Source organism: Planctomonas deserti, assembly GCF_003067705.1.
Taxonomy (GTDB): Bacteria; Actinomycetota; Actinomycetes; order Actinomycetales; family Microbacteriaceae; genus Planctomonas; species Planctomonas deserti.
In genome coordinates this window covers 415,715-427,700 of the sequence record NZ_QANL01000003.1, presented here as the reverse complement: position 1 = coordinate 427,700, position 11,986 = coordinate 415,715, and the positions used below count along the sequence as shown (strand labels likewise).

The following is an 11,986-nucleotide window of genomic DNA, read 5'->3' as shown; positions in this document are numbered from 1 at the left end:
GAGTCACGGCTGGATCCGAGCTGGGTGAGTCCTACGCTTCGCCGCGAGGATGTTGACGCTACAACCACCTGCCGTTACCGTGTTGATTGAAGCGACAAGTAACGCCGTGGCGGTACCGGTGCTCACACCCCGGTCCCCAGCCTCCAGCCCCGACAGACAGAAAAGGATCTTCCATGTCTCCTCAGGCTCACGCCGCTCGCACCCAGTCCACCCTCGCGCTCACCGTTCTCCGCGTCGCCCTGGGCGTCGTCTTCCTCGCCCACGGCTGGCAGAAGGTCTTCGAGTTCACCATTCCCGGTACCCAGGCTGCCTTCGCAGAGATGGGCGTGCCGTCAGCGCAGCTGATCGCCCCGGCCATCGCCTTCCTCGAGCTCCTCGGCGGCGCCGCGCTCATCCTCGGCGTTCTCGTGCGTCCGGTGGCCGCGCTCCTGGCGTTTGACATGCTCGCGGCACTCTTCCTGGTGCACGCTCCCGCCGGTCTCTTCGTCGACAACGGCGGATACGAGCTCGTGCTCGTGCTTGCCGCAGGCGCGGCCGCGCTCGCCCTGGCCGGCGCCGGACGCTTCTCCCTCGACGCCCTCATCTTCGGGCGCAGCAGGAACCGCGCCCTGGCGGCGCTCGCCTGACGGGGCGCGCCGGGCACAGCCTCACCGGCTCCCTTCCGGTGGCCGTCAGTCGCGGCTGCGCCGGAACCAGCCGGCGATGCGCGCCGTCAGCCGGTCGGTGAAGTCGTTGGACAGCCGGCTGGCGGTTCCCGCGATGTCCTCGCCGTCGGCCATCGCGCTGATGTGACGGAGGGCCCGCTGTTCCTGGGTCTCCTCCTCGGGGTTCTCCGCGGGATCAGTCATGGCTCGCTCCATCGTGGATCGCGCTCCGGACCGCGTGCACCGCGGAGTGCACCGCCCGTTCGCGGGCCGCGGCGTCGTCCTGCTCCGACTCGTTCACGAACACCGTCGCGCCTCGGCGGCTGCCGCAGTAGTCGATGACGCCGTGCTCGATCTGCGTCCGCAGTGACAGCTCGTAACCGTGGCGTTCGTACAGGTCGGCGTCGTCCCCCGCGACGGGCACCAGGTGGATCGTGAGTGCGCCGAGGTTGCGGCGCATCCCCCCGCTCGCGTCCACGTCGAATGCCCAGCCGTTGACGAACACGCGATCGATCCACCCCTTGAGCAGCGCGGGCATCGACCACCAGTAGACCGGGAACACCAGCACCAGGTGCGCCGCCGCAGCCAGCCGCTGATGCTCGCGTGCCACGTCCGGGGCGAAGTCTCCGCCGACCCGGTACGTGTGCCGGTCGGCAAGCGTGAACCTCGGGTCGAATCCCTCGGCCGCGAGATCCGCGACGATGACCGTCCCGGGCTGCAGCGCGTGCTCGAGGCGGCGGGCGATGCCGCTGGTCAGCGAGTCAGGATCGGGGTGGGCCGTCACGATGAGTGTCTGCACACTCCATTCTGCCCATTCCGGCTGATCGAGCGGGTGCTCGCTAGCGCTGGTCGGTGTTCCCCTCCGCCGGCAGGCTGTGCCAGATGTCGAACGTCACCGACTCTGCTCCCTGAGCGTCGCCCGCGGCGAGGAGTTCGATCAGTTGCTCGTGCCGCTCTACGGACTCGTGCGCGTCGCCCGTGAACCGCACCAGTTCGGCCCGGCGGATCAACGGACCGAACTGTTCCAGCACGGCCTCGAGAGCGCGATTGCCGAGCGCGGCCACGGGGATCCCGTGCAACTCGTCGTCGGCGTCGAGCGCGGCGGCTACGTCGCCGGCGTCGAGCGCCTCGGCGAAGCGGCGATTGGCGTCCCGCATGCGGTCGAGCGCGTCGGCGGGAAGCCGGCCGGTGGTCTCCCGGACGGCGAGTCCGTGCAGAGCCGCGATCACGTCCCGCGCATCCCGGACCGCCCGCGGGTCGATCGTGCTCACGGCCGTCGACCGGCCGGGCACCGCCACCACGAGCCCACTCGCCCCGAGGCGCAGCAGGGCCTCGCGCACAGGCGTGCGGCTGACCCCGAGCCAGGCCGCCAGGTCGCCGTCCTTGAGCTGCTCCCCCGGCGCGAACGTGCCGTCGACGATGGCGTCCCGCAGTCGCCGGTAGATGTCGTCCCGGAGGAGGGAGCGGTCGACGGCGGCGGCGTTCGGAGGAATCGGCATGTAATACATTGCGTACAACATCGTCGGGGCTGCAAATCGACGCGCGCTCGGCCGGGTCTTCTGCGCCTCCCACTCCCCCTTGCATCCGTTGCCGATACGCAATATATTGCGTATCGGCATGCGGCGCCGCCGCCTCCACAAAACAAGTCGCGCCGCCCCGCGGCGCGAGAACGGAGAGGAACAAGCACCATGAGCAACGCTTCCGAAGACATCTCCAACGTCGTGCTCGTGCACGGCGCGTTCGCGGACGGATCGGGCTGGCGCGGCGTGTACGACGCGCTGGTGGCCCAGGGATACCACGTCACGATCGCCCAGATCCCGCTCACCTCGCTCGCGGACGACGTCGCGGCGACCACCCGGGTGCTCGACAGGCAGGACGGCGCGACGATCCTCGTCGGCCACTCCTGGGGCGGCACCGTCATCACCGAGGCCGGCGTGCATCCGAACGTCGCCGGCCTGGTCTACGTGTCGGCCCTGGCGCCCGACGCCGGTGAGACGACTGCGCAGCAGTACGAGGGCTTCGGCCCGACTCCCCACTTCGTCATCGACGTGGGCGACGACGGATTCGGCTTCCTCAACCCCGAGAAGTTCGCCATCGGCTTCGCCGCAGACCTCGGGAAAGCGGACGCGGCCTTCCTCCGGGACTCGCAGGTGCCCATCAACATGTCGGTCTTCAGTACCCCGGTGGGGAACGCGGCCTGGCGGGACAAGCCGAGCTGGGCCGTGATCGGTACGGAGGACAACGCGTTCGATCAGGCGATGCTGCAGCACATGGCCACACGGATCGGCGCGAGCATCACGACCGTGCCGGCCAGCCACGCGCTGTTCGTCTCGCAGCCCGCCGCGATCGCCGAGGTCATCGTCACCGCCGCGCGGAACGTGCCCGTCAGCGTCGGCTGACGCTCCCTCCGATGTCGCACCCCTCGGGCCGGCTCACGCTCCGTGAGCCGGCCCCGTTCGAGGAGGAACCCGCATGACCGTCACCCCGTTCTCGGTGACGCTCTGGGTCGAGCTCCTCGCCGCCGGCCTGGGCGGCCTCCAGGGCGCGCTGTTCGCCGCGGGGCTGCGAGAGCGCCGCATCGATGTGCTCGGGGTCATCGTGATCGGTCTCGCCGTGTCGCTCGGCGGCAGCGTGCTTCGCGACATCGTGCTCGATGAACGGCCCGTGGTCTTCTGGATGAACTGGTACGTGACCGTGGCCGGAGCATCCGCCATGCTCGGCATGGCCGTGCAGCCGGTGCTCGCTCGGGCGGAGTGGGGCATCACGACGCTGGACGCCGTCGTCATGGGACTGTTCGGGGCGATCGCCGCCTCGAAGGCCCTGTCTCTCGGCGTCGGCGAGGTCGGCGCCCTCGTGGTCGGCGTCATCGGGGCCATCGGCGGCGGGATGCTGCGGGACGTGCTGCTGAACCTCCCGATCTCCTTCCTCCACGTCGGTACCCTGTACGCCGTCGCCGCGGCGGCCGGCGCCGGCACCCTCATCGTGCTCGTGTCACTCGGCACGCCGGTGCCGATCGCGGGGCTGGTGTGTGTGACCGTGACCGCCGCCGTGCGCCTCGCGTCGGTCTACTTCGGCTGGACCTTTCCGGAGCAGCGCCCCCTGAGGGCGAGACGGCGGGAGGCGCCTCAGCCCTCGGACGGCACCACCTGAGGATCAGGACCGGCGGTGGTCCTCGACGTCCGGCTCAGCGCGACCGATGTCGGCGATCTCCTCCTCCGGCCGCGGGGCGACGGTCTCGTCGACCTCGAGCTCGGGGATGGCCGATTCGTCAGGGCCCGGAATGTGCTGATCCATGTCGAAACCCTAGCGAACGGTGCCGGTGGACCAGGAGTCCCCGTGACCGCGGTCTGCTCGATACCCCTACCTCCGCCACGATCAGAACGGATGACACCACCGTGCTTGCATCGCACTCCGACCCGGCCACCACCATCAGCGAGCTCACGACCTCGTCGATCGTCGCGGCCGCCCTTGCATCCGCTCTCCGTGACGGGCGAGCAGGCAGCCCTGCCGAGGCTCTCCGGGTGGACCCCGCGCGCGCCGCCGTGCTGGAGACGCTGCCCGGAGGCGCGGAAGGCGTCCTGGACGCCCTGTGGCGGGAGCGACAGCCGCGGGGGAACAACCTCGTCAGCCTTCTGAACCAGGCCGCGGCCGCGGGTGCGGGTGCGACAGAGACGTGGTCGGATCTGAGCGACGACGTTCTCGTGGCGCAGGGGCGCTCGTCCGTCCTCATGGCTCGCGTGCTGCTGTCGCGCATCGGACCGGCCTACGGGTTCCTCGAGCCCGGATCACGCGCGCGCGTGCTCGACGTCGGTACGGGCATCGGGGCGATCGCCTCCGCTCTCGCCGAGTCGCTGCCGCGGGTCGAGGTGACCGGGATCGACATCGCGGACCGGCCGCTCGAGATCGCCCGGGAGCGACTCACCGCCGCTCCGGGTGAGGTCTCGGCCCGCATCCACTACCGCCGCCAGGACGTGACCGAGCTCGACGAGCTGAAGCGCTACGACGTCGTCTGGATGCCCCTGCCGTTCCTTCCGGACGGCATCGTCGACCAGGCGGTGACGCGGGTGACCGCCGCCCTCCGACCGGCGGGCCTGCTCGTCCTCGGCACGCAGCCGGACGTCGAGGATCGGCGCGCCGCCGCGGCCGGTGCCTGGCTCGCATCGCTCACGGGCGGGGGCACGCTCACGGCGAGCGAGGTGGTGCGGCGGCTGAGCCGGCGAGGCTTCGAAGACGTGAGGCGCTTCGAGACGGTGCCGGGCGGACCGATCCTGGTCGGGGCCCTGGCGCCCTCCTGACGGCTGGCGGGAGAGGATGCCCCCATGCACCTGCAACAGATAACGTCACGGCTGCACTTCGCCAGGACGAAGCACGCGAACTGGACGATCTATCGCGGCCCGGACGGCCTGGTCCTCCTTGACTCGGGCTATCTCGGTCAACGCGCCGAGCTCGAGGAGTCGCTCGGGCGGGTGGGACGGAGCCCCGGCGATGTCGACGCGGTCCTGGTGACGCACGCACACGCGGATCACCTGGGCGGCGCCTCCTGGCTTGCCGACGAGTACGGGGTGCCCGTGTTCGGCGGGGAGCGGGAGGTGCCGCACCTGAGGCGCGAGTTCCTCGAGCAGGTCGGCCCACCCGACGTGCTGCGCAACGCGTTCCGTCCCGGGGTCCTGGCCTGGGCGGTGGAGATCCTGCCGCTTCTTCGCGGGCAGCCGGGGTTGGCGGTGCCCAGCGCTCGCGCCGTGCCCGATTGCGGCGGCAGGGTCGACGTGCCGGGCAGGCCGGCGGCGGTCGCCGCGTCCGGACACACCACCGGCAGCACGATGTTCCATTTCGAGGGCGAGGGCGCCGTCGTTGTCGGGGACGCGCTCGTGACCGGGCATCGCACCTCGCGGCGCTCCGGACCCCAACTGCTGCTCCCGATGTTCCACGCCGACACCGAAACGGCGCGACGGTCACTGGTGCACCTCGCCGCGCTCGACGCCGAGGTGCTGCTGCCGGGACACGGGCAGAGCTGGGCGGGGAAGCCCGCCGACGCGGTCGCCCGCGCGCTGGTGGCGTAACGCGCGCTCCAGCCCCGAACCGGAACGGCGGTGCCCGCATGCGTTCTATAGGGGAGGAAGGGGCTACCGGCAAGCCACTGTCCCGCCCTCCTCGACGGCGGGACAGTGGAGAAATGAGAAAGCTCTTCTACGCGGGCGATCACATCCTCGTCGGTGATCTCACGTGCAAAGCGGTCCTGCGATACTCCCGGGCGTTGGCGAACGCGGGCCAGTCCGACGTCGTGTCCATACCGATGCTCGCCGAGGGCGGCACCCCCGTTCTCGCCCATCTCATCATCGGCCCCGCGAGCCAGATCTATTCGATCCCCGTCGAGCAGCCCGCGAGCGATCTCGATGACCCGGTCATCATCGAGCGGCTCGAGGCGATGACGCGCGAGTTGGAGCCGGGTCGGCCGTCGTGGCCGGACGAGATGGAGGACGTCCCGGACCTCGACGACTTCGGCATCTTCAGCGACTACTGATCGCACCGCCCCTGCGGCGCAGACCTGTCGATGGTGGCGGATGAGGTCGAAACCGGGTCAGCTTCACGGCCGGCTGATGGGGCTGGGCTGGCAGTGGCGGGTCGCCTGGGTGGGGTCCTCCCTCGGCCCGCCGGGATCACTGCTCCCCCGGCTCCCACCGGGTCGCCCCGGTACACTGGCGACATGTTCCCGTTCACCGCATCGGTCCCGCGCGCCCGCGCGCGGGCGGCGGCGGCGTTTCCGAACCGGCTGCTGCTGACCAAGCGCGCCTCGGGCACGAACGGATGGCTGAGCTCCTGGGGCACCAACGCGCACGGCGAGATCGCCGGCTGCCCGCCGCCGCGCCGCTGATCCGCGACCGCCCCTCCTTCTGAGAGATAGCGGCCGCGCATCCCCGCGTTCGCCTCCCCTCAGGATGGATCCCCCATGTCGCATCAGCACGCCGACCTGCCCGCCGATCAAGCTCCTCACGCCCTCTGGCGCGGAATTCACCAGACGCTCCGCGAGGACACCGTGGGAGGAGCCATTCTCCTCGCGGCGACCCTGCTCGCGCTGGTCATCGCCAACAGCCCGGCCGCCGGGCTGTACGAGTCGGTCCGGGACTTCCGCTTCGGACCCGAGGCCCTGCACCTGAATCTCAGCGTCGGTGCATGGGCCGCCGATGGCCTGCTCGCCATCTTCTTCTTCGTCGTCGGCCTCGAACTCAAGGAGGAGTTCGTTGCGGGCAAGCTCCGCAACCCCCGCACGGCCATCGTGCCGATCGTCGCCGCGGTGGGCGGCGTCGTCGTGCCCGCCCTGATCTTCGTGGCGGTGAACCTGCCCCGAGGCGGCAGTGCGCTCGCCGGCTGGGCCATCCCGGCCGCGACCGACATCGCGTTCGCGGTCGCCGTCATCGCCGTCGTCGGGAAGTTCCTGCCGCCTGCGCTGCGCACGTTCCTGCTCACTCTGGCCGTGGTCGACGACCTCATCGCCATCACGATCATCGCCGTCTTCTACACCGCGGGCATCGATCTGCTGATGCTCGGTCTCGCGCTGATCCCGCTCGCCGTCTTCGCCGTGTGCGTGCAGCGGGGTGTGCGCGCCTGGTGGATCCTGATCCCCCTCGGCGTGATGACCTGGGCGCTCGTGCACGCCGCCGGCATCCACGCGACCGTCGCCGGCGTACTCCTGGGATTCGTGGTTCCGGTCATCGCCACGAAGCGGGCCCGCGTGAAGGTCGGCACGGACGGCAGCGGCCGTCCCCTCTACGACGGACTCGCTGCGCACTTCGCCGACCGGTGGAGCGTGCTCTCCACGGCGTTCGCCGTTCCCGTGTTCGCCTTCTTCTCCGCCGGCGTCACCGTCGGCGGCTTCGCCGGCCTGCTCGAGTCGTTCCAGGACTCGATCGCGGTCGGGATCATCGCCGGCCTGGTCATCGGCAAGGCGGTCGGCATCACCGGCAGCACGTTCCTCCTCACCCGCTTTCGCGGGATCGCCCTCGATCCGGCGCTCCGCTGGATCGACGTGGTCGGCATGGCGTTCGTCGCCGGCATCGGCTTCACCGTCTCCCTGCTCGTCGGGGAACTCTCCTACGGCGCCGGCAGCGCGTCCGACGATCATGTGAAAGTCGGCGTGCTCGCGGGCTCATTCCTCGCTGCGGTCATCGGAGGCACCATCCTCGCCGTCCGGAACCGTCACTACCGCAAGGTCGGCACGGGCACCGATCCGCACGCCGACGGCGTCCCGCGCACGGCGACCGGCGCCTGATCCCCGTCGTCATCACTGCGACCGGAACGGCACCCCACCGGCAGCCGTGAGCGCCGGTTCGAGACGACGGCCGTTGTCGACCGCGGGAGTGCGACCAGGAGCCAGCAGGGGCAGAATGGAGGGCAGGGGTTCACACAGCATGGGGGTGCGTGATGATCAAGGAACGCGTGAGTGACTGGGGCGGCATCGTTTCACCGGGCCGGCGGCGGTCGAGCGGGGATCCGGCGGCTGTGACCACGGCCGACTGGCAGCCGTTGCCGCGGCGGGTCGTGCGGGCTCAGGCGAACATGTGGTGGCTCGGTGTCCACGCCGGAGCCGGAGAGACCACGCTGGCGGAGTTGACGGCGGGCACGCGCGCGGCGGACCACGCGTGGCCCCTCCGATCGGTGTCCGGCGCCTCGCACGACGTGACGCTGGTGGCCCGGCTGACGGAGGAGGGGGTGGCGGCCGCTCACCGAGCCGCTCTCGAGGCGAGAGGCGACGAGCTGAGCACGCACGTGCGCCTGCACGGCGTGGTCCTCATCCCGGAGCGGCGAGAGTCTCGCGGCGCACAGGTCCGTCTGCTCGAGCGCCAGCTGGGAAAGGTGGTCTCGCGGCTCTGGGTGCTGCCGTGGATGGAGGGCTGGCAGCACGGCCAGCGGCATTTCGACGGCAAGGCGCCTGCGACGTACCGGCAGCTGTGTCGCGACCTGGCCCTCGACCTGCGGTCCGCCGCCTGAGTGACCCGGTAGCGCGTTCCTCGTGACGGGTCGCTGCTGGCCATCGCCAAGGAGTCCCGCTCGGCCGCGGAAGGCGTCCTGCCGCTCTACGCGGCGCCCGCGCTGGCGATGATCGGTCTCGCCATCGCCACCGATCTTGACGTCGTGCGGTGGCTGCACCTTCTTGCGGCCGGGTTGTCCTCCTGGCGGCCGTTCTGATGACGATCGACCACCGCCGATGGGGTGCCTTCATCGACAGGCACGACGAGGTGTTGCACCCCAACCCCGCGTGACGCAGCGGGCGGCCGGACCGATAGCGTCGGAGCACGCAGAGCTCGCTGCGCGAGGAGGAGGGCCGCGATGGACACCGTGGACCCCGTCGACACCGTGGACCCCGTCGACACCGTCGACACTGTCGTGATCGGTGCCGGCGTGGCGGGCCTGACGGCAGCCCGCCTCCTGACGAGGGCCGGCCGACGCGTCGTGGTGCTCGAGGCTCGCGACCGGGTGGGCGGGCGGGTGTGGACGGACCGCGCGGGAGGGCGTGTGACCGACCTCGGCGCGTCCTGGATCCATGGCATCGACGGCAGTCCCGTCGCTGCGGCTGCCGCGGCGTTCGGGCTGCGCACCACGGAGTTCACGGTGGGCGGGTACCAGCCGGACAGTCGCCCTATCGCCTATTACGGCCCGGATGGGCAGCCCCTCTCAGCCCCAGCGGCGCACCGGTTCGCGGAGGACATCCGCGCCGTCGACGCTCGGCTCCTCGGCGCGATCGCGGAATCGGCCCCTCACGCCTCGTACCGTGACGTCACCGAAGCGGCGCTCGGATCCACGAGCTGGGACGAGGATCGGACGGAGCGCGTCCGCGAGTTCCTTCAGCATCGCACCGAGGAGCAGTACGGCGTGTGGATCGAGGATCTCGCCGCGCACGGCCTCGACGACGATTCCATCGACGGCGACGAGGTCGTGTTCCCGGACGGGTACGACATGCTCGCCGCGCACCTGGCGACCGGACTCGACATCCGCCTCGAGCACGTCGTGTCGCGGGTGCACTGGTCGGGCGCCGGCGTCATAGTCACAACCGAGCACGGAACGCACGCTGCCGCCGGCGCCGTCATCACGGTGCCGGTCGGCGTGCTCCGGTCGGAGGACTTCGTCGTCGAACCGCCGCTGCCCGACCGCGTCGCCGGTGCCCTGGGCCGGCTGGCGATGAACGCGTTCGAGAAGGTCATCCTGCGGTTCCCATCGAAGTTCTGGGACGACGAGGTCTACGCGATCCGCCAGCAGGGCCCCGAGGGCGCCTGGTGGCACTCCTGGTACGACCTCACTCCCCTGCACGGCACGCCGACGCTCCTCACCTTCGCCGCGGGTCCGGCCGCCCTCGCGATCCGGAATTGGACCGACGAGCGCGTCGTCGAGTCGACCCTCGCGCAGCTGCGACGGCTCTATGGCGACCGCGTCGAGCACCCCGTCTCCGCGCACGTCACCGCCTGGCAGGACGATCCCTTCGCTCGCGGGTCGTACGCGTACATGACCGTCGGTTCGACCACGGAGGACCACGACGCCCTCGCTACGCCGATCGGCGGAGTGCTCCACATCGCCGGCGAGGCGACCTGGTCGGACGACCCGGCGACGGTCGCCGCCGCCATGTACTCGGGCCATCGGGCAGCATCGAACGTCCTCGGCCGACCCGTAGCACTCGACGAGATCTGGGCGAAACGCTGACCGCATGATTCGCGCGGAAGCGGCGGCGGGGCTTCTTGCGGCGTCAGCTCACGACGACGCGAACGAATCGGACCAGCGTGTCGCCGGGGTTCACGTACGCGTATCGCTGCGCGGTCGGGAAGGCGAGGTGGTCGCCGACACCGAGTTCGGTCGTGCCGCCGTGCTGCTCGATCCGGAGAGACCCGGCGGTGACGAGGATCATCTCCGACCATCCGGCCGGGTCGGGCTCGGCGTCGTACCGGTCCCCGGGCCCGAGCGTCCAGGTCCAGAGCTGGGCTTCCGAGGCGGCGGGAACGGAGGCAAGCAGCATCGCGACACTCTCCGGTCGACTCCCCCGCCAGGCGAGCTCGTTGATGTCCACGCGCCGTGCCGTCGGTGCCGCCACGAGATCCACGAACGTGACGCCCAAGGCATCGGCGAGATGATCGAGCCCGGTCAGGCTGATGTTCGCCTCGCCCGCCTCGAGCTTGAGGATCGTGCGCCGGCTGACTCCCGACCGGTCGGCGAGGGCGACCTGGCTGAGGCCCGCCTCCGCTCTGTAGCGTCGGACGTTGCCGCCGACGTGCGCCAGGACTGCCGGTGTACCCGCGGTTTGCATGTGCACTATCCTGCACCATAGAGTGTGCAGCATGTTGCACTCCCTGCCGAAGCGTCGCGTGATCTCCCGGCAGGAACTGGCCCTCGTCCTCATCACGGCCGTGTGGGGGTCGACCTTCCTCATCGTCCACATCGCCGTGCAGTACAGCGGGCCGTGGTTCTTCGTCGGCACGCGTTTCGTGACGGCCGGCATCATCAGCGCTATCCTCTTCGCCCGCGTCCTTCGAGGCATCACGGGTCGGGAGGTGCTGGCGGGAGCCGCGATCGGCGTGATGATCTACCTCGGGTACGGTCTGCAGACCGTCGGGCTGCAGACGATCAACAGCAGCACGTCGGCGTTTCTCACCGCCCTCTACGTGCCCCTCGTCCCGATTCTGCAGTGGCTCGTCTTCAAGAAACCGCCCCGGCTGTTCACCTGGATCGGTGTCGCTCTCGCTTTCATCGGTCTGCTGCTGATCGCCGATCCCGGCAGCGTCGGCTTCAGCTTCGGCGCCGGCGAGATCGCGACGATCATCAGTACCCTGCCGATCGCGGCGGAGATCATCCTCATCGGCTGGTTCGCGGGCAAAGTGCACCTCGGGCGGGTGACCGTCGTCCAGCTGTTCGTCGCCGGCCTGCTCGGATTCGTGACCGTGCCGGTCGTCGCGGAGCAGCCGCCCGCATTCTCGTGGATCTGGGTGGGAGCGGCCGTCGCCCTCGGCGCCGCCAGCTGCCTCATCCAGCTGACCATGAACTGGGCGCAGAAGTCGGTCTCCCCCACCCGGGCGACGATCATCTACGCCGCAGAGCCCGTCTGGGCGGCGTTCATCGGCCGGGCGGCGGGAGACCGACTCCCCCCGATCGCGATAGCCGGCGCGGCGTTCATCGTCGCCGGCGCCCTCGTCAGCGAGCTCAACCCACGAAAGCGCGCCCGCAGCACCGCGGCCGGCGAGCCCGATCGAGAGACCGCCGCGGGCACCACCCCCGTCCCCGTTGCGGCTCGCGCCGGAGACGGCGAGACCCACTAGGGGCGGGACCGCAATCACCTGCCCGCCGGACGGAGCGGGGATCCATAT

At 70.5% G+C, this 11,986-nt stretch carries 16 protein-coding genes; 11 read left to right on the top strand and 5 right to left on the bottom strand.

What is annotated here, in order from left to right:
• Positions 1 to 173: 173 nt before the first annotated feature.
• The gene (locus DAI20_RS12820; RefSeq protein WP_108251397.1) at positions 174 to 626 is read left to right on the top strand and encodes a DoxX family protein; all 453 of its coding nucleotides are present in this window, start codon (positions 174 to 176) and stop codon (positions 624 to 626) included.
• Positions 627 to 671: 45 nt separating this feature from the next.
• On the opposite strand, the gene DAI20_RS18550 is transcribed toward DAI20_RS12820, so the two are convergent.
• From DAI20_RS18550 to DAI20_RS12810, 3 genes are read right to left on the bottom strand one after another with little or no spacing between them, the layout of a single operon-like run.
• Positions 672 to 848 carry a hypothetical protein gene (locus DAI20_RS18550; RefSeq protein WP_159085036.1) on the bottom strand — a complete coding sequence of 59 codons (177 nt, stop codon included), beginning with the start codon at positions 846 to 848 and terminating at the stop codon, positions 672 to 674.
• Positions 841 to 1,443 (bottom strand): NAD(P)H-dependent oxidoreductase, encoded by a 603-nt coding sequence (locus DAI20_RS12815; RefSeq protein ID WP_108251395.1) that lies wholly within the window; start codon positions 1,441 to 1,443, stop codon positions 841 to 843. Before DAI20_RS12815 ends, DAI20_RS18550 begins: the two co-directional genes overlap by 8 nt.
• 40 nt (positions 1,444 to 1,483) lie before the next feature.
• Positions 1,484 to 2,143 carry a GntR family transcriptional regulator gene (locus tag DAI20_RS12810; protein WP_108251731.1) on the bottom strand — a complete coding sequence of 220 codons (660 nt, stop codon included), beginning with the start codon at positions 2,141 to 2,143 and terminating at the stop codon, positions 1,484 to 1,486.
• Between the two features lie 189 nt (positions 2,144 to 2,332).
• On the opposite strand from DAI20_RS12810, the gene DAI20_RS12805 reads away from it, so the two are divergent.
• Together DAI20_RS12805 and DAI20_RS12800 are read left to right on the top strand one after the other, a co-directional pair.
• Positions 2,333 to 3,043, top strand: coding sequence for an alpha/beta fold hydrolase (locus tag DAI20_RS12805; RefSeq protein ID WP_108251393.1), 711 nt, complete (start codon positions 2,333 to 2,335; stop codon positions 3,041 to 3,043).
• Positions 3,044 to 3,116: 73 nt separating this feature from the next.
• On the top strand, positions 3,117 to 3,794 hold the full coding sequence (locus DAI20_RS12800) for a trimeric intracellular cation channel family protein (protein WP_108251391.1): 678 nt from the start codon (positions 3,117 to 3,119) through the stop codon (positions 3,792 to 3,794).
• A 3-nt stretch (positions 3,795 to 3,797) separates the two neighbouring features.
• Here the strand turns inward: DAI20_RS12800 and DAI20_RS18545 are convergent, their stop codons facing one another.
• Positions 3,798 to 3,938, bottom strand: a complete 141-nt coding sequence (locus tag DAI20_RS18545; protein ID WP_159085035.1) for a hypothetical protein — start codon at positions 3,936 to 3,938, stop codon at positions 3,798 to 3,800.
• 101 nt (positions 3,939 to 4,039) lie between these two features.
• Between DAI20_RS18545 and DAI20_RS12795 the strand changes: the two genes are divergently transcribed.
• The 7 genes from DAI20_RS12795 to DAI20_RS12765 all read left to right on the top strand — a co-directional run bounded on the left by DAI20_RS12795 (position 4,040) and on the right by DAI20_RS12765 (position 10,334).
• Positions 4,040 to 4,939: a class I SAM-dependent methyltransferase gene (locus DAI20_RS12795; protein WP_108251389.1), complete on the top strand. Its 900-nt coding sequence runs from the start codon at positions 4,040 to 4,042 to the stop codon at positions 4,937 to 4,939.
• A 24-nt stretch (positions 4,940 to 4,963) separates the two neighbouring features.
• A complete protein-coding gene (locus DAI20_RS12790; protein WP_108251387.1) occupies positions 4,964 to 5,704 on the top strand; it encodes an MBL fold metallo-hydrolase in 741 nt (246 codons plus the stop codon).
• 113 nt (positions 5,705 to 5,817) lie between these two features.
• Complete coding sequence (locus tag DAI20_RS12785; protein ID WP_108251385.1) at positions 5,818 to 6,165, top strand: hypothetical protein; 348 nt, start codon at positions 5,818 to 5,820, stop codon at positions 6,163 to 6,165.
• A 183-nt stretch (positions 6,166 to 6,348) separates the two neighbouring features.
• On the top strand, positions 6,349 to 6,516 hold the full coding sequence (locus DAI20_RS18540) for a hypothetical protein (protein ID WP_159085034.1): 168 nt from the start codon (positions 6,349 to 6,351) through the stop codon (positions 6,514 to 6,516).
• A gap of 75 nt (positions 6,517 to 6,591) precedes the next feature.
• Positions 6,592 to 7,911: a Na+/H+ antiporter NhaA gene (gene nhaA / locus DAI20_RS12775; protein ID WP_108251381.1), complete on the top strand. Its 1,320-nt coding sequence runs from the start codon at positions 6,592 to 6,594 to the stop codon at positions 7,909 to 7,911.
• A gap of 230 nt (positions 7,912 to 8,141) precedes the next feature.
• Positions 8,142 to 8,630 (top strand): hypothetical protein, encoded by a 489-nt coding sequence (locus DAI20_RS12770; protein ID WP_159085033.1) that lies wholly within the window; start codon positions 8,142 to 8,144, stop codon positions 8,628 to 8,630.
• A 339-nt stretch (positions 8,631 to 8,969) separates the two neighbouring features.
• A complete protein-coding gene (locus DAI20_RS12765; RefSeq protein WP_108251377.1) occupies positions 8,970 to 10,334 on the top strand; it encodes a flavin monoamine oxidase family protein in 1,365 nt (454 codons plus the stop codon).
• Between the two features lie 43 nt (positions 10,335 to 10,377).
• Here DAI20_RS12765 and DAI20_RS12760 read toward each other — a convergent pair whose 3' ends face one another.
• Positions 10,378 to 10,932: a helix-turn-helix domain-containing protein gene (locus DAI20_RS12760; RefSeq protein WP_108251375.1), complete on the bottom strand. Its 555-nt coding sequence runs from the start codon at positions 10,930 to 10,932 to the stop codon at positions 10,378 to 10,380.
• A 31-nt stretch (positions 10,933 to 10,963) separates the two neighbouring features.
• On the opposite strand from DAI20_RS12760, the gene DAI20_RS12755 reads away from it, so the two are divergent.
• The gene (locus tag DAI20_RS12755) at positions 10,964 to 11,938 is read left to right on the top strand and encodes a DMT family transporter (RefSeq protein WP_108251373.1); all 975 of its coding nucleotides are present in this window, start codon (positions 10,964 to 10,966) and stop codon (positions 11,936 to 11,938) included.
• The last annotated feature ends 48 nt before the right edge of the window (positions 11,939 to 11,986 follow it).